The organism is Nocardioides sp. CF8, assembly GCF_000389985.1.
Taxonomy (GTDB): Bacteria; Actinomycetota; Actinomycetes; order Propionibacteriales; family Nocardioidaceae; genus Nocardioides; species Nocardioides allogilvus.
Genome location: NZ_CM001852.1, coordinates 471,383 through 490,104 on the forward strand (window position 1 = coordinate 471,383; position 18,722 = coordinate 490,104).

General features: G+C 71.0%; 17 protein-coding genes and 1 tRNA gene. 11 read left to right on the top strand and 7 right to left on the bottom strand.

Annotated features, from left to right (window positions below):
* Positions 1–7: 7 nt before the first annotated feature.
* Together CF8_RS02260 and CF8_RS02265 are read right to left on the bottom strand one after the other, a co-directional pair.
* Entirely contained in the window at positions 8–991 is a 984-nt protein-coding gene (locus tag CF8_RS02260) for an acetylxylan esterase (protein WP_010831520.1), read from the bottom strand.
* 7 nt (positions 992–998) lie between these two features.
* Positions 999–1,769 carry a FadR/GntR family transcriptional regulator gene (locus CF8_RS02265; RefSeq protein ID WP_036491982.1) on the bottom strand — a complete coding sequence of 257 codons (771 nt, stop codon included), beginning with the start codon at positions 1,767–1,769 and terminating at the stop codon, positions 999–1,001.
* Between the two features lie 155 nt (positions 1,770–1,924).
* On the opposite strand from CF8_RS02265, the gene CF8_RS02270 reads away from it, so the two are divergent.
* The 7 genes from CF8_RS02270 to CF8_RS02300 all read left to right on the top strand — a co-directional run bounded on the left by CF8_RS02270 (position 1,925) and on the right by CF8_RS02300 (position 10,154).
* A complete protein-coding gene (locus CF8_RS02270) occupies positions 1,925–3,547 on the top strand; it encodes an ABC transporter substrate-binding protein (RefSeq protein WP_010831522.1) in 1,623 nt (540 codons plus the stop codon).
* Positions 3,548–3,635: 88 nt separating this feature from the next.
* Positions 3,636–4,592 carry an ABC transporter permease gene (locus tag CF8_RS02275; RefSeq protein ID WP_010831523.1) on the top strand — a complete coding sequence of 319 codons (957 nt, stop codon included), beginning with the start codon at positions 3,636–3,638 and terminating at the stop codon, positions 4,590–4,592.
* The gene (locus tag CF8_RS02280; protein WP_010831524.1) at positions 4,592–6,523 is read left to right on the top strand and encodes a dipeptide/oligopeptide/nickel ABC transporter permease/ATP-binding protein; all 1,932 of its coding nucleotides are present in this window, start codon (positions 4,592–4,594) and stop codon (positions 6,521–6,523) included. Before CF8_RS02275 ends, CF8_RS02280 begins: the two co-directional genes overlap by 1 nt.
* The gene (locus CF8_RS02285; RefSeq protein WP_010831525.1) at positions 6,520–7,599 is read left to right on the top strand and encodes an oligopeptide/dipeptide ABC transporter ATP-binding protein; all 1,080 of its coding nucleotides are present in this window, start codon (positions 6,520–6,522) and stop codon (positions 7,597–7,599) included. The genes CF8_RS02280 and CF8_RS02285 overlap by 4 nt, the downstream gene beginning before the upstream one ends.
* Positions 7,596–8,531 carry a dihydrodipicolinate synthase family protein gene (locus CF8_RS02290; protein WP_010831526.1) on the top strand — a complete coding sequence of 312 codons (936 nt, stop codon included), beginning with the start codon at positions 7,596–7,598 and terminating at the stop codon, positions 8,529–8,531. Before CF8_RS02285 ends, CF8_RS02290 begins: the two co-directional genes overlap by 4 nt.
* Positions 8,532–8,535: 4 nt before the next feature.
* A complete protein-coding gene (locus CF8_RS02295; RefSeq protein ID WP_010831527.1) occupies positions 8,536–9,465 on the top strand; it encodes an ROK family protein in 930 nt (309 codons plus the stop codon).
* The gene (locus CF8_RS02300) at positions 9,465–10,154 is read left to right on the top strand and encodes an N-acetylmannosamine-6-phosphate 2-epimerase (protein ID WP_010831528.1); all 690 of its coding nucleotides are present in this window, start codon (positions 9,465–9,467) and stop codon (positions 10,152–10,154) included. Before CF8_RS02295 ends, CF8_RS02300 begins: the two co-directional genes overlap by 1 nt.
* A gap of 21 nt (positions 10,155–10,175) precedes the next feature.
* Here CF8_RS02300 and CF8_RS02305 read toward each other — a convergent pair whose 3' ends face one another.
* Genes CF8_RS02305 through CF8_RS02320 form a run of 4 tightly spaced genes read right to left on the bottom strand, consistent with a single transcriptional unit; the run spans position 10,176 to position 14,768 of the window.
* Entirely contained in the window at positions 10,176–10,808 is a 633-nt protein-coding gene (locus tag CF8_RS02305; protein ID WP_198016934.1) for a LutC/YkgG family protein, read from the bottom strand.
* A complete protein-coding gene (locus CF8_RS02310; protein WP_010831530.1) occupies positions 10,808–12,253 on the bottom strand; it encodes a LutB/LldF family L-lactate oxidation iron-sulfur protein in 1,446 nt (481 codons plus the stop codon). Before CF8_RS02310 ends, CF8_RS02305 begins: the two co-directional genes overlap by 1 nt.
* Positions 12,250–13,083: a (Fe-S)-binding protein gene (locus CF8_RS02315; RefSeq protein ID WP_232211562.1), complete on the bottom strand. Its 834-nt coding sequence runs from the start codon at positions 13,081–13,083 to the stop codon at positions 12,250–12,252. Before CF8_RS02315 ends, CF8_RS02310 begins: the two co-directional genes overlap by 4 nt.
* Before the next feature lie 5 nt (positions 13,084–13,088).
* Positions 13,089–14,768 carry an L-lactate permease gene (locus CF8_RS02320; RefSeq protein WP_036491990.1) on the bottom strand — a complete coding sequence of 560 codons (1,680 nt, stop codon included), beginning with the start codon at positions 14,766–14,768 and terminating at the stop codon, positions 13,089–13,091.
* Positions 14,769–14,880: 112 nt separating this feature from the next.
* Here CF8_RS02320 and CF8_RS02325 point away from each other — a divergent pair, with 112 nt between their 5' ends.
* On the top strand, positions 14,881–15,648 hold the full coding sequence (locus CF8_RS02325; RefSeq protein WP_036490016.1) for a FadR/GntR family transcriptional regulator: 768 nt from the start codon (positions 14,881–14,883) through the stop codon (positions 15,646–15,648).
* A 71-nt stretch (positions 15,649–15,719) separates the two neighbouring features.
* Here CF8_RS02325 and CF8_RS02330 read toward each other — a convergent pair whose 3' ends face one another.
* Positions 15,720–16,211, bottom strand: a complete 492-nt coding sequence (locus CF8_RS02330) for a YajQ family cyclic di-GMP-binding protein (protein WP_036490018.1) — start codon at positions 16,209–16,211, stop codon at positions 15,720–15,722.
* A gap of 94 nt (positions 16,212–16,305) precedes the next feature.
* On the opposite strand from CF8_RS02330, the gene CF8_RS02335 reads away from it, so the two are divergent.
* The 3 genes from CF8_RS02335 to CF8_RS02345 all read left to right on the top strand — a co-directional run bounded on the left by CF8_RS02335 (position 16,306) and on the right by CF8_RS02345 (position 18,703).
* Positions 16,306–16,391: transfer RNA gene (locus tag CF8_RS02335), tRNA-Tyr, on the top strand.
* 149 nt (positions 16,392–16,540) lie between these two features.
* Entirely contained in the window at positions 16,541–17,881 is a 1,341-nt protein-coding gene (locus CF8_RS02340) for an MFS transporter (RefSeq protein ID WP_010831535.1), read from the top strand.
* A gap of 120 nt (positions 17,882–18,001) precedes the next feature.
* Positions 18,002–18,703 (top strand): hypothetical protein, encoded by a 702-nt coding sequence (locus tag CF8_RS02345; protein WP_036490020.1) that lies wholly within the window; start codon positions 18,002–18,004, stop codon positions 18,701–18,703.
* Positions 18,704–18,722: the final 19 nt, after the last annotated feature.

Here is an 18,722-nt window from a genome sequence, read left to right on the forward strand (position 1 = left end):
GGCGTCGTCAGGTCGTGGCGAACCGTTCGCGTAGCCACGCGATGGTGAGCTCGTCCTGGGCGACGCCGCCACCCTCGTGCTCGTTGTAGGTGTAGACCTCGAGCTCCTTGGTGCCGGCGTAGTGGTTGTAGGCCGCGTAGACGGTGGAGGGCGGGCACACGTCGTCCATCAGGGCCACCGAGAACAGCGCCGGCACGTCGCTGCGCGCGGCCATGTTGACGCCGTCGAAGTAGTCGAGGGTCGCGAGGGCGCGATCGGCGGCGGCGCGGTGGGTGCGGACGAACGCGAGCAGCTCGGCGTACGGCGCCCGCGCGGTGATCTCGACGGCGCGCTGCATGTGGCACAGGAACGGCACGTTGACGACCGCTGCCGCGACGCCGTCGGCGAGGGCTGCCGCGGCGAGGGCGATGCCGCCGCCCTGGCTGGCGCCCGCGACGGCGATCCGGCTCGGGTCCACGAAGTCGAGGCTGGCGGCCGCCTCGACCGCTCGCACTGCGTCGGTGAAGACACGCCGGTAGTAGTAGTCGGCCGGGTCGAGGATGCCGCGGGTCAGGAACCCCTCGACGTGGGGTGACGCGCTGCCGGCGGCGTCCCCGGTCGCGCCCGCCCGGCGAGCCCGCGCGCCCTGCCCGCGGGTGTCGACGACGAGGGTGGCGAAGCCGGCGGCCGGGAGCGCGAGCCAGTCGAGGGGACTGCCGGTGCCGTCGCCGTAGCCCAGGAACTGCACGACCATCGGCACGGGGCCGGGGACCACGGCAGGGGACGGGGCGATGAGCAGGGCGTGGATGCGGTCGCCGTCGAAGCCCGAGAACCACAGGTGGCGGCTGTCGACGAGCGGCAGGACTGTCGCGTGCGGCGCCGTCTCGACGTCGAGCGGCGCGGCGCGCGCGGCGGTGAGGGTGTCGGCCCAGAAGCGGTCGAAGTCGGCAGGTTCGCGGCGTGCGGGGAGGTACGTCGCCAGGTCGGCGAGCGGCAGGTCGAAGTGCGGCACTGGCGGATCAGACCTCGCTGGACGCGGTGCCGCGCTGGGCGCGGGCGCCGGCGATCGAGGCCCGGATCGGCTCGTAGTGGTTGGCGATGGCGGTGCGCAGCGCGTCGGCGTCGCCGGCCACGGCGGCCGCGGCGATGTCGCAGTGGTGCTCCGCGGTGACCCGGAGGCTCTCGCTGGTCGTCTCCAGGGAGGGGGCGACGATCGTGTGCACGTCCCAGAAGGCACCCGTCAGCTGCAGGATCAGGTTGTTGCCCAGCGGCTCCATCAGCATGAGGTGGAACTCGCGGTCGAGCTCGATGAACTCCTTGCCGTCGGCCGCCTTCTGGCGCATGCCGTCGGCGAGCAGCGAGAGCTCGGAGCGGTGGTCGTCGTCGAGGCCGGCGATGATCTGGTCGGCCAGGCCCTGCTCGAGGGTCTGGCGCACCTCGACCAGCTCGGAGAGCACGAGGTGGTCGTCGGCTTGGCTCAGCAGCCCGCGGAACGCGAGGCTCTCGACGAGGGCGGCCAGCGACATCCCGCCGACATAGGTGCCGTGGCCGTGGCGCACCTCCACGATGTCGAGCGCGGCGAGCGTCTTGACGGCCTCGCGGACGCTGGAGCGGCTCGCGCCGACGGCGTCGCACAGCTCCGCCTCGGTCGGCAACGGGTCGCCGGGACGCAGCCGCTGCTGGAGGATGAGCTGCTTGATGTCGTCGGCAACCGTCTCCCGCAGGTGGCGCGTGCGACGCCTCGCCGGGATGCCGTTGTCCGGCTGGGGAGACAGATTCGTTCCGCTCATGGCCTTGCCCTCCGTCGTGATCCGTGTCACGCTCAGCATACCGGCATCAGACATCAGACGTCATAGGTCCGGTGAAGTAATTCCGAATCGCATCATCTCGACACAGAGCGCTGGCGGTCTCCGCGGCCAGGTTCTGACCCCCGATGGAGGCAACAGTGAGCATCACCGACACGACACGGTCGGACCGATCGGCGGGCGTGCGACGCCGGCTGACGACGGGCGCGAAGGCGGTGGCCGTGGCCCTCAGCCTCGCGGTCGCCACGGCCGCGTGCAGCGGACCATCCTCGACCAACTCCGGCGCCAGCTCCTCGAACAGCATCGAGGCCACGCTGGCCTTCGCGCTGTCGAGCGGCTTCGACCCGGACAACGCGTCCAGCGCGGTGGCCACGGCGGCCAACCAGCACATCTTCGAGGGCCTCGTCGACCTCGACCCGGTGACGCGTGAGCCCTACCTCGCGCTCGCCAAGTCCGACCCCGTCGCCAGCGAGGACGGCCTGACCTGGACCGTCGAGGTGCGCGACGACGCCAAGTTCTCCGACGGCAGCGCCGTGACCGCCGAGGACGTGGCCCACTCCTTCACGCGCGTCCTCGAGCCGGCGGACCCCGCGGTCGTGCCCCTGATGAACGGCTTCATCAGCTTCATCGAGAGCGTCACCGCGACCGACGACGCGACGGTCGAGTTCAAGCTCAAGACGCCCTTCCCGCTCTTCGCCCAGCGCATCGCCGTCATCAAGATCGTGCCCAAGGCGCTCACTGCCGACGAGGCCGCGTCCGAGGCCTTCGACACCGCTCCGGTCGGCTCGGGCCCCTACAAGCTCGACAGCGCCTCGGCCGAGTCGGGCCTGAAGCTCTCGAAGAACGAGAACTACAACGGTCCTCTTCCTGCGAAGGCGGAGACCATGACGTGGAACACCAACACTGACGCCGCCGCGCGGATCGCCGACCTCGAGGGTGGTCGCGTCCAGGCCATCGAGGCCGTGCCCTACCTCAACGTCGACTCCCTGAAGGGCTCCTACGAGGTCGAGGCCAAGCAGGCCTTCAACCAGGCGTTCTTGATGTTCAACAACTCCGCAGCTCCCTTCGACGACAAGCGGGTGCGGCAGGCGCTGCACTACGCGCTCGACAAGGACAAGATCATCCAGACCGCACTGAGCGGCTTCGGCACCCCCGCCAGCAGCTATCTCGACGAGGGCAACCCGGACTACCAGGAGGCTTCGACGGTCTACGACTACGACGCCGCCAAGGCCGAGCAGCTGCTCGCGGACGCGGGCGTCAAGGACCTGTCCTTCGAGCTGGTCACGACCGATGCGTCCTTCATCAAGGACATCGCCCCGCTCGTGATCGAGGCGTGGAAGGCGATCGGCGTCAAGGCGACGCTCAACACCGTCCCGTCCGCCGCGGTGTACGGCGAGCTCGTCCCCTCGGACAAGTTCCGCGTGCTGCTCGCCTCGGGTGACCCGAGTGTCTTCGGTCCCGACGCCGACCTGCTGCTGCGCTGGTTCTACTACGGCTCGACCTGGCCGTCGGACCGCTACCGCTGGGATGCTCCCGAGCGCCAGCAGGTCGCGGACCTCATCGACGCGGCTTCGCAGGCCGACGACGAGACCGAGCGGGCCGACCTGTGGAAGCAGGCGCTCGACATCATCGCCGAGGAAGCGCCTCTCTACCCGATCCTGCACACGCAGGTCGTGACGGCCTACGACGCCGACGCGCTCGAGGGCTTCGAGGGCGCCGCCACCACCGGCATGTACTTCCTCGATGCCGAGCGCAAGGACTGACCGGACCTGATCCGGCCGCACCGCGTCCTGCCCGGCTTCCCCCCGAGCCGGGCAGGACGCATTCCCCCGATTCATCGAGAGTGAACCCATGCTGACTGTCCTGAGCATGATCGCCAGGCGACTGCTGACCCTGGTCCCGCTGGTCCTGGGGATCACGTTGTTCGTCTTCGTGGTCATGCAGTTCTCACCGGTCGACCCGGCACTGTCCGTCCTCGGCGACCAGGCCTCGGCGGCCCAGGTCGCCGCGTTCAAGGAGGCCAACGGCCTCGATCGTCCGCTGCCGGTGCGCTACCTCTTCTTCCTCGGCGACCTCGTGCGCGGCGACCTCGGGATGACGTTCCCGCCCTCAGTGCCGGTCGCGAGCAAGATCGCCACGGCCCTCCCGCTCACCATCCAGCTCACGGTCCTCGGTGTCCTCGGCGCCATGGTGATCGGCCTGGCCCTCGGCATCACCGCGGCGCTCTACCGCGACCGCTGGCCCGACCAGGTCATGCGCTTCGCCTCGATGGCCGGCATCGCGATGCCGTCCTTCTGGTTGGCCCTCCTGCTCATCCAGGAGTTCGCCGTACGCCGCCCGTTCTTCCCGACCGGTGGCTACGTCAACCCGGCCGACTCGCTGAGCGGGTTCCTCGAGACCCTCGCCCTGCCGGCCCTCGCGCTGGCGGTGCCGGTCGGCTGCTCGCTGGCCCGGATCGTGCGGACGTCGATGGTCGAGGAGCTCGACCGCGACTACGTCCGCACCGCCATCGGCGCCGGCCTGCCGCCCCACGTCGTCGTCGGGCGCAACGTGCTGCGCAACGCGCTCGTCAACCCGCTCACGGTCCTCGGCCTGCGGATCGGCTACCTCATCGGCGGCACCGTGATCATCGAGGCGATCTTCTCGCTGCCCGGCATGGGCACGCTGATCATGACCGCCGTCCGCCAGAACGACACCGCGCTCGCGCAGGGCACGATCTTGACCATCGCCCTCGGCTTCGTCGTCGTGAACCTGGTCGTCGACATCCTCTATCTCTTCGCGAACCCTCGGCTGAGGGGAGGCCACTGATGCACCACCTCCGCCGTCTCAACCTGACCTCGCAGTTCGCCCTCGGCTTCGTGCTGCTCATCGTGCTCGTCGGAGTGCTCGCGCCGCTGCTGCTCAAGCACGACCCGACCCAGACCGGGCTCGACTCGCCACTGACAGGTCCGGGTTCGGACTACTGGTTCGGCCTCGACAAGCTCGGCCGCGACGTCTACTCCCGTCTGGTCGCCGGCACCCGCCGCTCGCTGATGGTCGGCTTCGGTGCCGCCGGGATCGCCCTGGTGTTCGGGGCGCTGCTCGGTGCGCTCGCCGGAACCTCGCGCAACGCCGTGGACGAGCTCGTCATGCGCGTCCTCGACGTCGTGATGGCCTTCCCGGCCATCGTGCTCTCCGCCCTGCTCATCATCTCGTTCGGCAAGAACAGCCTGTTCGTGCTGATCGTCGCGATCGGCTTCGTCTTCATCCCGCCGGTCGCCCGCATCGTGCGCGCCAACGTGCTCTCGCAGTACCGCGAGGACTACGTCGCCGCCGAGCGCATCATCGGCGCGCGCCGCCCGCACATCCTGTGGCGCCACGTCCTGCGCAACTGCGCGGCGCCGATCATGGTGTTCGTGACCGTGATGGTCGCCGACGCGATCGTCTTCGAGGCGTCGCTGTCGTTCATCGGCGGCGGTCTCTCGCCGCAGGACGCCGCCTCCTCGTGGGGCTCGGTCATCGCCTTCGGCAAGGAGATGGTCCAGGTCGGGGGCTGGTGGGCCACCTTCTTCCCGGGCCTGCTGATCCTGCTCACGGTGCTCGCGCTCAACGTGCTCTCCGAGGGCATCTCCGACGCCTGGGCCGCCCCGGCCGCCCGGCGCTCCCTGGTGCGTCGCGACGTCGTCGTCGGCGACCGGCTCGAGCAGGCTCGCCCCGGCAACGGCAAGGTGATCGAGCTGCCCGGCCTCGCCGAGGCGGCCCAGCGCCTGCGGGAGCGGGCCCGGCCGCGGCCGACCGGTGAGCCGATCCTCTCGGTGGAGGACCTCTCGATCGGGTTCGCCGGCGTGCACAACGGCGTCGACATCGTCGACGGCATCTCCTTCGCCGTACGCCCCGGCGAGGTGCTGGGACTGGTCGGCGAGTCGGGCTCGGGCAAGTCGCTGACCGCCCTCGCGGTGATGGGGCTGCAGCCCAAGGGCGCCCGCATCCGCGGCACCATGGCCTTCGACGGCACCGACCTGCTGACGCTCAACGCCACGCGGCGTCGTGCCCTGATGGGCCGCGACATCGCGATGATCTACCAGGACGCGCTCTCCGCGCTGAACCCGTCGATCACGATCGGCGGCCAGCTCAGGCAGCTGATCCGCCGCGGCGGCACGCGTACGGCGGTCGAGCTGATGGGCCTCGTCGGGCTGGACCCGAAGCGCACCCTGTCGGCCTACCCCCACGAGCTGTCGGGCGGTCAGCGCCAGCGCGTCGTCATCGCCATGGCGCTGTCGCGCGACCCGCGGCTGGTGATCGCGGACGAGCCCACCACGGCGCTCGACGTGACCGTGCAGGCGCAGGTGATGGAGCTGCTGCTGCGGCTGCAGGCCGAGCTGGGCTTCGCGCTGATCCTGGTCAGCCACGACCTCGCGCTGGTCAGTGACGTCTCGCACCGCGTGGTCGTGATGTACGGCGGCCAGATCGTCGAGTCGGGCGTGACCACCGACGTGATCGGCGCCCCGGCACACCACTACGCGCGCGGCCTGCTCGGGTCGGTGCTGTCGCTGGAGACCGGCGCCGAGCGGCTCACGCAGATCCCCGGTGTGGTGCCGTCGCCGGCGGACTTCCCGCTCGGCTGCCGGTTCAGCGACCGCTGCCCGATGGCCAGCGACATCTGTCGCGAGCAGGCGCCACCGCTCGTCGGTGAGCCCGACCACCGCTACGCGTGCCACCACCCCGCGCTCCAGCTCGAGGCCACGGAGGTGACCCGATGACCGCCACCCCCGTCCCCACGCAGGCGATCGCCAGCCTGACCGACGTCCACGTCGTGCACCGCACCCGCGGTGGCGGCATCTTCGACCGCGAGCGCGTCTATGCCCTGACCGGGGCCGACCTGTCCATCGCCGCCGGCGAGACGGTGGGTGTCGTCGGCGAGTCGGGCTGCGGCAAGTCGACGCTGGCCAAGGTGCTGGTCGGCCTGCAGAAACCGACCAGCGGCGAAGTGCAGGTCGCGGGCCAGGACGTCTGGTCGATGAGCGCGGCCGAGCGCCGGCTGCACATCGGCGCGGGCGTCGGCATGATCTTCCAGGACCCCGCCACCTCGCTCAACCGGCGGATGCCGGTGCGCCAGATCCTGCGCGACCCCCTCGACGTGCACCGCCGCGGCACCGTGGCCGAGCGCGACGCGCGGATCGCCGAGCTGATGGAGCTGGTCGGGCTGCCGCAGTCGGTCGCCGACGTGCTGCCCAGCCAGCTGTCCGGCGGCCAGCGCCAGCGCGTGTCGATCGCCCGGGCGCTCGCGCTCGACCCGCACCTGATCATCGCCGACGAGCCGACCAGCGCGCTGGACGTGTCGGTGCGCGCGCAGATCCTCAACCTGCTCCTCGACCTCAAGGAGCGGCTCGGCCTGGCGATGGTCTTCGTCTCGCACGACATCCAGACGGTGAAGCGGGTCAGCGACCGGATCATCACGATGTACCTCGGGCGGATCGTCGAGCAGACACCCGCCTCGCTGGTGCCCGAGGGTGCCCAGCACCCCTACACACGGGCGCTGTTCTCGGCGACCCCCGGCCTGCTCTCCCCGCTCGACCCGATCCCGCTCGTCGGCCCGGTCCCCTCGGCGACCAGGCCACCCAGCGGCTGCCCGTTCCGCACCCGCTGCTGGAAGGCCACCGAGATCTGCGCCGGCGAGATGCCGAGGCCGGAGCCCGGTGCCGCCAACGGCGGCAAGCCCCACGACTTCCGCTGCTACCACCCGATCCCGGCCGGCACCACCGACGGCGAGCTCGTCGAGCTGGCGCGGGCGGCCACCCATACCGACACACCACTGCACGTCAAGGAGAGCTCGTGAACACCCCCAGGCCGCGATTCGGCGGCGTCGTCCCGCCCACCGTCACTCCACTCACCGAGGACGGTGCCGTGGACACGGCGTCCCTCGAGCGGCTCGTGGAGCGCCAGCTCGAGGCCGGGGTGGACGGACTCTTCGCCCTCGGCAGCTCGGGCGAGACGGTCTTCCTGACCGACGCCCAGCGCGACCAGGCCCTCGAGGTGATCGTGAAGACGACCGGCGGGGCCGTCCCGGTCATGGCCGGCTGCATCGAGCCGACGACCCAGCGGGTCATCGACCGCGCGCACGCGTCGCAGGCGCTGGGCGTGGACGCCCTCGTCACCACGGCGCCGTTCTACACGTTGGTCGGCCCCTACGAGGTCGAGCGACACTTCCGCGCGATCCACGCCGCGACCGACCTGCCGATGCTGTCCTACGACATCCCGGTGTGCGTGCACACCAAGATCCCCGTCGACATGCACCTGCGCCTCGCCGCGGACGGAGTGCTGGCCGGGGTCAAGGACTCGAGCGGTGACGACGTGTCGTTCCGCCAGCTGCTGGTGCGGCTCGCCGACGAGCTGCCCGACGCCGAGTTCGTCACCCTCACCGGCCACGAGGTGGTCGTCGACGCGATGATGCTCGCCGGTGCCTCCGGCGCCGTCCCCGGGCTGGGCAACGTCGACCCGGACGGCTACGTGCGTCTCGACCGCGCCTGCCGCGCCGGCGACTGGGCGGCCGCGAAGGCCGAGCAGGACCGGCTCACCCGGCTCTTCCGGATCGTCGACGCCCCCGACGCGACGGCCGCGGGCAGCACGCGCGGCGTCGGCGCCTTCAAGACCGCGCTCACCCTGCTCGGCGTCATCGACTCCAACGCGGTGTCCCTGCCCATGCGCCCGCTCGACGCCGACGAGACCGCCCGCATCCGCGGCGAGCTCGAGCTGGCGGGGCTGCTCTAACCAGATGCCCACCACCGAGACGGTCGCCGTCGTCGACATCGGCGGCACCAAGACCGCGGCGGCCCTCGTCGACCGCGACGGAGGCGTCGTACGCCGCAGTGAGGCCCCGACACCGGCGCGAGCCGGCGCCGGGGCAGTGCTGTCGACGGCGTCCGCGCTGGTGGCGTCGTTGCGCGACGACGCGCACCGCCTGCTGGCCCTGGGTGTCGGCAGCGCCGGCGTGATCGATCCGGTCGGCGGCCACGTGCTCGGCGCCACCGACGCGCTGCCCGGCTGGGCCGGCACCGACCTGCGCGGCGAGCTCGCCGCCCGCACCGGCCTGGCCACCACCGTCGTCAACGACGTGCATGCGCACGCGTTGGGGGAGAGCCGGTACGGCGCCGCCCGCGGCCGTCGCACGGCGCTGTTCGTGGCCGTCGGCACCGGCGTGGGCGGAGCCTTCGTGCTGCCCGGGGGCACGCTGGTCGGGGCCAACGCCGCCGCCGGACACGTCGGCCACGTGCCGTCGGCGCACGCGCGCGACCTGCCGTGCAGCTGCGGCGCCACCGGTCACCTCGAGGCGATCGCCAGTGGACCGGCCCTGGTGCGGGAGCACACGCGGCGGACGGGCGTGGAGGTCGCCGACCTCGAGGCGGTGGTCGCCGCCGCCTCCGCGGGCGACGCGGAGGCAGCCTCGGTCATCCGGCTCGGCGGGCTCGCGGTCGGGGCCACCATCGGCGGGCTGGTCAACGTGCTCGACCCGGACGTGGTCGTCGTCGGCGGCGGCGTGGTCAACGCTGGCGACCCCTGGTGGGCCGCCCTGGTCGAGGGCTCGGCCGCGGAGCTGTTGCCGTCCTTGCGTGACGTGGAGATCGTGGGCTCCGGGCTGGGCGGCGACGCAGCACTGCTCGGTGCCGCCTCGCTCGCCTGGGAACTCGTAGGAGAGGAAGCCTGATGATCGACGTGCTCGAGCGGTTGCGCGGGGGACTGGTGGTGTCCTGCCAGGCCTACGGCGACGAGCCGATGAACACCGCCGACACCATGAGCCGGGTCGCGCAGGCCGTCGTGGCCGGTGGGGCCGTCGCCGTACGCGCCCAGGGGATCGACCACATCGAGGCCATGCGGGCCGGCCTCGGCGTCCCGGTCATCGGCCTCTGGAAGGACGGCAAGGAGGGGGTGTTCATCACCCCGACCCTGGCCCACGCCGTCGCCGTCGCCGCTGCCGGCGCGGAGGTGGTCGCCCTCGACGGCACCAGCCGCCCCCGACCCGACGGGTTGAGCCTCGCCGAGACCGTCGCCGGTCTGCGCGAGCACCACGACGTCCTGGTGATGGCCGACGTGTCGACCTTCGAGGAGGGCATCGCTGCCGCCGAGGCCGGTGCCGACCTCGTCGGCACGACGCTGTCGGGCTACACCGACTACACGCCCAAGCTGGCGGGGCCGGACCTCGACCTGGTCGCCCGTCTTGCCGGTGCCCTCGACGTGCCGGTCGTGGCCGAGGGCCGCATCCACACCCCGGCCCAGGCCGCCGAGGCACTGGCGCGGGGTGCGCACGCCGTCGTCGTCGGCACCGCGATCACGCACCCCACCTCGATCACGCGGTGGTTCGCCGACGCCGTGGCCACGGCGCGCCCCTCGGCCTGACGCCCGTGCGGGCGGTGGCGGCTACGACGTCGGCGCGACGAGCAGGACGTGCAGGGTGCGGGGGCCGTGGACTCCCTCGACCCGCTCGAGCTCGATGTCACTGGTGGCCGAGGGACCGCTGATCCAGGTCAGGGGCCGGCCGGCGTCGACGGCGTCGCGGAGCGGGGCGATGGACTCGGGCACGTCGCCCACCAGCTGCGACTCGTGCACGACGCAGATGTGCAGGTCGGGCACCAGGGACAGGGCACGGCGGCCCTGGTCGGGGCCGTGGTCGAGCACGATGGTGCCGGTCACGGCGATCCCGACCCGCGCCGCGGTGACGACCGCGTCGAACCGGTCCAGCTCGTCGGCGCTCAGGTGCCCGTCGTCGGCCACGACCTCGACGCCGTCGAGGACGGCCAGCCATTCCGTCGGCAGACCGGGGGGTACGACGATGCGCGTGGCCCGCGAGAGCGCCTCGGCCACTGCCGCCGCGATGCCGTCAGGGGTCACCCGCTGGACGACGGCGCGGTAGTCCTCCACGCACTCGACGAAGGTGGCCGCGAGGTCGGCCAGCGGGGTCACGGCGCCGTACGGGTGGTCCGGGGGTGGTGTCCGCTCGGCGCCCTCGAGGGCAGTGGCGATCCGGGCGAGCATGTCTTCTCGGGCGCTCATCACTGGCCTTCCTTCTCGCGCTTCCACCATGTCCTGAAGGACTCTGCGGGCGGCACGGGGGCGTCGCGGGCGTCGCTCCAGGCCGACAGCGGTCCCGGGAGACGTCCGATGGTGTCCTTCTTCCGGAACATGCGGCCGCCCAGCTCGGCGCCCTTCTGGGCCTTCTCCCACCGGCGGTGGTCGGAGAACATCCAGGCGGCGCCCTTCATCGCGATCTCCTCACCGGAGGGCATCCCGCCGCGGTGCTCGTCGACCACGCGCGTGCGCAGGTGCACGAGGAGGTCGGGGATCTCGATCTTGACGGGGCAGACGTCGCCGCATGCACCGCACAGGGACGAGGCGTAGGGCAGGGACTGGTCCACCTCGCTGGTGGTGCCGCGGAGCTGGGGGTTGAGGATCGCGCCGATGGGGCCGGGATAGACCGAGCCGTAGGCGTGGCCGCCGACGCGTTCGTAGACGGGACAGACGTTGAGGCAGGCCGAGCAGCGGATGCAGCGCAGGGCCTGGCGGCCGACGGTGTCGGCCAGCGCGTCGGTGCGACCGTTGTCGAGCAGCACCACGTGCACCTGCTGGGGCCCGTCGCCGGGCGTGATCCCCGTCCACGTGGAGGTGTAGGGGTTCATCCGCTCACCGGTGGAGCTGCGTGGCAGCAGCTGCATGAACACCTCGAGGTCCTCCAGCCGTGGCAGCACCTTCTCGATGCCCACGACGCTGATCAGGGTCTCGGGCAGGGTCAGGCACATCCGGCCGTTGCCCTCGGACTCGACGACCACGAGGGTGCCGGTCTCGGCGATGGCGAAGTTGGCGCCGGAGATGGCCACCTTGGCGCGCAGGAACTTCTCGCGCAGGTGCACGCGGGCGGCCTCGGCCAGCTCGCGTGGCTCGGAGGTGAGCCCGGCGGGCGGCGGGGTGCCCACCTGCCCCATCTCGCGCAGGAAGATCTCGCGGATCTCGGCCCGGTTGCGGTGGATGGCCGGGACCAGGATGTGGCTGGGCCGGTCGTGGCCGAGCTGCACGATCAGCTCGGCGAGGTCGGTCTCCCAGGCGGCGATGCCGGCTTCCTCGAGCGCCTCGTTGAGGCCGATCTCCTGGGTCGCCATGGACTTGACCTTGACCACCTCGTCGGCTCCGGTCGCCCGGACCAGGGAGGTGACGATCTCGTTGGCCTCCGCTGCGTCGCCGGCCCAGTGCACGGTGGCACCGGCCCTGGTGAGCGACTCCTCGAGCTGGACGAGGTAGGTGTCGAGATGGGACAGGACGTTGTCCTTGATGTCCGCGCCCGCCTGGCGCAGCCCCTCCCAGTCGTCGAGCTCCTCGACGACCCGGGCGCGCTTCTCGCGGATGGTGTGGGTGGCGTGCTGCAGGTTGCGACGCTGCTGGGAGTTCCCCAGCGCCTCCTTGGCAGCGGTCTGGAACTTCGGCATGCCGATGAACGTGCCGCTCATGTCGTCGCCTCCGTGTCGGTGTGCTGGGTGGTCGTCGCGGCGGGCGGGTCGCCGAGCTCGTTGTCGACGGCGAAGTCGCGTTCGGTGGAGGCGAGCACCTCGGCCAGGTGCATCACCCGGACCCCGGATCGTTGTCGGGTGAGGAGCCCGCCGACGTGGGCCAGGCAGCTGTTGTCGCCGGCGACCAGGACCTCGGCCCGGGTCTCGCGGACGTGGTGGGCCTTGTCGGAACCCATCGCGACCGACGTGTCGGAGTTCTTCATGGCGAAGGTGCCCCCGAAGCCACAGCACTCCTCGGCCGAGGGCAGGTCGACCAGGTCGATACCGCGGACCTCCCGCAGCAGCCGCAGCGGCTTGTCGGCCACCCGCAGCATCCGCAGCGAGTGACAGGTCGGGTGGTAGGTGACGCGGTGCGGGAAGGTCGCTCCGACATCGGTCACGCCGAGCACGTCGACCAGCAGCTCGCTGAGCTCGAAGACCTTCCCGGCCGTCGTCCTCGCCCGGTCGGCCAGGGCGGGGCGGTCGCACCCACTGGCAACGGTGGCGTGCTGGTGTCGCACGCTCCCGACGCACGATCCGGAGGGCGCCACGACGGCGTCGTACTCACCGAAGACGTCGGCGAAGCGCTCGACCAGCGGCAGGGCCTCGCGGGCGTAGCCGGTGTTGGTGAACATCTGTCCGCAGCACGTCTGCTCGAGCGGGAACTCGACCGTGACGCCGAGGCGCTCGAGGATCGTGACGACCGCCTTCGGCGTCTCGGGCCACATCGAGTCGTTGAAGCACGTGGCGAAGAGCGCCACCCGCATGCCATGGCCGGGAAGTGAGGTCATCGTGATCACACCATCCAGGACAGCACAGTGGACTGGAGTCCCACCAGCAGGCAGAGCGCGAACAGGAGCCCCAGGCTCCAGCCGATGAGCTTGCGGAAGATGTCGGACTCCCGGCCGGCCAGGCCGACCGCCGCAGCGGCGATCGTGAGGTTCTGGGGGCTGATCATCTTGCCGACCACGCCACCGGAGGTGTTGGCCGCGACCAGCAGGTTGGGATCGAGGCCGGCCTTCTCCGCGGCGGTCTGCTGGAGCGTCGCGAAGAGCGCGTTGGCACTGGTGTCGGACCCGGTCACCGCGGTGCCCAACCAGCCCAGGATGGGGGAGAGGAAGGCGAAGGCGGCGCCGGTGCCGGCGATCCAGTGACCCATCGTCTGGGTCTGGCCCGACAGATTCATCACGTAGGCCAGCGCCAGCACGGAGGCGACGGTGAGGAAGGCGAAGCGCAACGTCTTCGCGGTGGTGAGGAACTCGGTGGCGATGCGCTTCGCCGCGACCCCCTGCACCAGCCCGATGATGATCGCGCAGATGACCAGCAAGGTGCCCGGCGAGGAGAGCCACTGCCACTTGTAGATCGTCGATGCCGACTCGACGGCGCCGTGCAGGCCCGGCCACTCGACCAGCCGGTCGGTGCTCGCCAGGAACTCCGTGACGGGCGCGACCAGCTTGGCGATGCAGAAGACCACGATGACCAGCAGGTAGGGGAAGAGCGCCATCGTGATCCGAGCGCGCGTGAGCAGGGAGGCTCGCTGCGCGACCTGGTCGAGCTCTCGCCTCGCCTCGACGGCCACGTTGCCGCCACCGCTGGGAGCGTCGTCGGGCAGGTCCTCGGCGTCGTGGGTGCTCATCAACCGCTCGGCGGCCTCGGTCGATCCCTGCGGCTGCCACACGCGGAGCATCGCCACCGCGGCGCCCATCCCGGCGAGCGACGCGATGATGTCGGTGAGCTCGACGGAGATGAAGTTGGAGCTGACGAACTGGGCGGCGCCGAAGACGGCACCGACGACGAGGGCCAGGGGCCAGATCTCGCGGACGCCGCGACGCCCGTCGGCCACGAAGACCAGGATCAGGGGCACGAACAGCGCCAGGAACGGCGTCTGGCGCCCGACGACGGCGCCGATCTCCTCGTAGGGGATCCCGGTCAGGGTGCCGGCCGTGATGATCGGGATGGCCATGGCACCGAAGGCCACCGGTGCGGTGTTGGCGAGCAGGACCACCATGGCGGCGCGCAGCGCAGGGAAGCCGACCGCGACGAGCATGACGCCCGAGATCGCGGCGGGGGCGCCGAAGCCGGCCAGTGCCTCCAGCAGGCCACCGAAGCAGAAGGCGATGATGATCGCCTGGATCCGTGGGTCGTCGGAGATGAGGTGAAAGGTGGCGCGCAGGTCCTCGAACTTGCCGCTGACCACCGTCAGCTGATGCAGGAACAGGGCGCCGAGCACGATCCACATGATCGGGAAGAGCCCGAAGATCGCCCCCTCGGAGGCCGAGAGCACCGCCAGGTCGGCGGGCATGCCATAGGCCAGCACGGCGACCACGACTGCGACGCCGACGGACGTCAGGGCGGCGAGGTGGGCCTTCCAGCGCAGGGCGCCGAGGGTGACAAAGATCGTCACCAACGGCAGCGCGGCCACCAGCGAGGACAGCGCGAGGCTGTCAGCGATCGGCGCCAGATCGGGTGAGTACATCGGGACCTCCACGGAGAGTTTGTGAACCCGTTGGTCGACCATCCTGTGGTCTGACCACACATGTGGACTGTAGGGTGATCCACATCACCCGTCAAGAGATTGGACGATGCAGATGACCGAGCGCGTCGCGCCCGCTGTCGAGGACGCCCCGGAGGCGCCCTGGCACCCCGTCACGCGGAGTCGCTCCCACGAGCTGGTCCTCGACCAGATCGAGGAGCAGATCCTGGCCGGGACGCTGCGCGTCGGAGATCGCCTGCCGGGGGAGCGCGACCTGGCCGGTCACCTGCAGGTCAGCCGGTCCGCGGTGCGCGAGGCCATTCGTGGCCTCGAGGCGCAGGGGGTCGTGCGGTCCGGTGTCGGATCCGGCAAGGACGCCGGGACCATCGTCTCCGCCATGCCCAGTGAGGCGCTGACCCGGCTGCTGCGCCTGCATGTCGCGCTCTCGAACTTCCCGCTGCCCGACGTGGTCGACGCCCGCGTGATGCTGGAGCGCTCGAGCGCGGCCCTCGCTGCCGACCACGCGGGCGAGGACGACCTCGACGCCATGCGTGCGGCGCTGGACGGGATGGACAGTGCCGGCATCGGCGCCGAGAGGTTCAACGACCTGGACACCGCGTTCCACGTGGCGATCGCCGAAGCGAGCGGGAATCGCCTCGTCGCGGACATGACCATCGCCCTGCGCGACTCGATGCGCCGCCCCATCCTGCATGCCCTGGAGGCGCTCGGACCGGACTGGGAAGGGGTCGCAGATCAGCTGCGCAAGGACCACCGCGCGATCTTCGCCGCGATCGAGTCCGGAGACGGCGCGCTCGCGGCCGACCGGGTCGACCAGCACATCCGCTCGGCGCACGCCGTGCTGCCCTTCGCGACCCACGGGTGACCGGGCCAGTGGCCGCCGACCTCATGGCGACGGCCGCTGTCCCTGCGGACCGCGGCCGTCCCTGAGGTGGCTCAGCGGTAGTTGGTGAACTGCACCGCGAAGTCGTAGTCCTGCGACTTCACCAGCGCCTGCACGGCCTGGAGGTCGTCGCGCTTCTTCGACGACACCCGGAGCTCGTCGCCCTGGACCTGCGCCTTGACGCCCTTGGGGCCCTCGTCGCGGATCAGCTTGGAGATCTTCTTGGCATCCTCGGTGGTGATGCCCTCCTTGAGCGTGATGTCGATCTTGGACACCTGGCCCGACTGGCGGGGCTCCGTGGCGTCGAGGATCTTCAGGCTCTGCTGGCGCTTGATCAGCTTGTCCTTGAAGACGTCGAGCACGGCGGTGGCGCGGTCGTCGGCGGAGGCGACGATCTCGATGGCCTGCTCGCCCTTCCACTCGATGGAGGCGCCGGTTCCCTTGAAGTCGAATCGGGTGGCAACCTCGCGAGCAGCCTGGCTCAGCGCGTTGTCCACCTCCTGGCGGTCGAGCTTGCTCACGATGTCAAAGCTTGAGTCGGCCATGTGGCTCCTCCGGTTTTCGGTCTTGATCGGTCTGACGCTATCCTCATCTCTCGTTGCTCCTCGACCAAGCTCGCCCTTGGACGAGGAACAGCACGGCAGATTGCCCGAGCGGCCAATGGGAGCGGACTGTAAATCCGTCGGCGTATGCCTTCGAAGGTTCGAATCCTTCATCTGCCACCAGCGGCCCCGCATCGTCGGGGCCGTTCGGCATTTCGGGGGCCAGCGCCGCCGCGGCGTACTCGTGTAGGAGTTGTGGCCGCAGGACCAGGCGATCAGGGGCCACAAGCCCTACACGCGTACGGCGATCGACTCCCTGCGATGCTGGCGCCATGGGCGCCGAGCAGATCCACGACATCGGTCGGCGTCGCGCGTGGGCGATCTGGTCGGTCGCGCTCGCGGTCTATGTCCTGGCCGTCTTCCACCGCAGTTCCCTCGGCGTCGCCGGGATCCTCGCGGCCGAGCGCTTCGAGATCACCGCCACGAGCCTGGCGGCGTTCACCGTGCTCCAGCTGGTCGTCTACGCCGGGATGCAGGTGCCGGTCGGGGTGCTGCTCGACCGCTTCGGCTCGCGGACGCTGCTGCTGTTCGGGCTGGTGCTGATGACGGCCGGGCAGCTGGCCTTCGCGTTCAGTACGTCGTTCGGTGCCGCCGTCGCGGCCCGGGCCGTGCTCGGGGCGGGCGACGCGATGATCTTCGTCAGCGTCATCCGGATCGTCAGCGTCTGGTTCCTGGTCCGGCAGGCGCCGATGGTCACGCAGCTGACCGGCCTCACCGGCCAGCTGGGCGCGATCGCCGCCGCCGCCCCGCTCACGCTGCTGCTCGACCGGCTCGGCTGGACCCGCGCCTTCGCCTCGGTCTCCTCGATCGGTGTCGTGCTGCTGATCGCCGTGGTCTTCCTGGTCAAGGACTCGCCGTACCGCCGTGACGAGGTGGTGCACATCAAGCTCCGCGCCCTGGCCCAGTCGGTCAGGACCGTCTGGGGCAATCCCGGCACGCGGCTGGGCATGTGGTCGCACTTCACCTCGCAGTTCTCAGGCACGGTCTTCGTCCTGCTGTGGGGCTTCCCCTTCCTGGTGCGTGGCCTGGGCTGGTCGGAGGGTGCAGCCAGCGGGCTGCTGATGGCGATGACCGCATGGGCCGTGGCGAGCGGGCTGGTGCTCGCGCGGCTGGTGGCGCGGCTGCCGCTCTACCGCTCCTGGATCGTGATCGGCGTCGTCCTGACGATGGCCGCCGCCTGGACCGCGGTCCTGCTGTGGCCCGGGGTGGCGCCGGCGTGGCTGGTCGTCGTGATGGCGTTCGCGACCGCGAGCGGGGGACCGGCGTCGATGGTCGGCTTCGACCTCGCCCGGACCTTCACGCCCGTCCAGGCGATCGGGCGCGCCAACGGCCTGGTCAACGTCGGCGGCTTCACCGCCTCCCTGCTCGTGATGGCGCTGATCGGCGTCGTGCTCGACCTGGCCCAGCCCGGTGGCATGGACGCCTACGCGCTCGACGACTACCGGCTCGCGATGGCCGTGCAGTTCCCGTTCTGGGCCTTCGGCATCGTGCAGATCCTGCGCTACCGCCGGCGCGGGCTCGACCACCTGCGCCGCGTCCACCCGGGCGCCGTCGAGGAGATGCAGGCCGGCCGTCCGTTCGTGCACCCCGGGATCGGCACCGAGGGCGTCTGATCCGCCGACCAATCCGTGACCCGGGTCACACCGAACCTCCAAGGAGGCCACCGCCGGGGTGTGCCCGATCGAGAGGTCCAGCTCATGCGTCTTCCGCACCTTCGCCGCCCTTCGCCGTCCATGGCCGTTTCAGTCCTCGCCCTCGTCGTCGCTTCCACGGGCACCTCCGTGGCCGCAGCCGGACTGATCGGCTCCGACGACATCGCCAACAAGTCGATCAAGTCGGTCGACGTCAAGGACCAGAACCTCAAGGGCCGCGACATCAAGAACGGCTCCCTGGGCTCGATGGACATCCGCGACAGCTCGCTGAAGGCTCGCGACTTCGCGAAGGGCCAGCTGCCTGAGGGCGCGAAGGGTGCCACCGGCCCGGCCGGCGTCGGGCGCTGGGCCCTGGTCGACGCGACCGGCGCGATCGTGGCGCAGTCCGGAGGCTTCAGCATCACCGCGGCCTATCCGACCCTCGCCCCGATGGGCGCGGACGTGACCGGTCTGCGGGCCAACGGCAACGTCTACATCAACGCCGGGGAGAACCTCACCAACAACGGCATCCTGGCGGTGGTCGCGCTCCAGAACACTGTCGACCAGAACGCCGACGGCGTCACCAACGGGCGCGCCGGTGCCGCCGACGCGAACCCCGAGTTCGCCGGCGAGATCTCCGCGGCGATGTGCCAGCCCGGCATCGTCAACTGCGCGCCGCCCGGCGCCGGCAACACCAACCACCTGGTCGTGAGCCCGCGCAACAGCGACGGCACCGTCACCACGGCCGACACCCGCAAGCGGTTCTACGTCGTGGTCACCGGCGACTCCTCCGACCGGCCGTAGCCCCGGGCTGGTCGCGGGG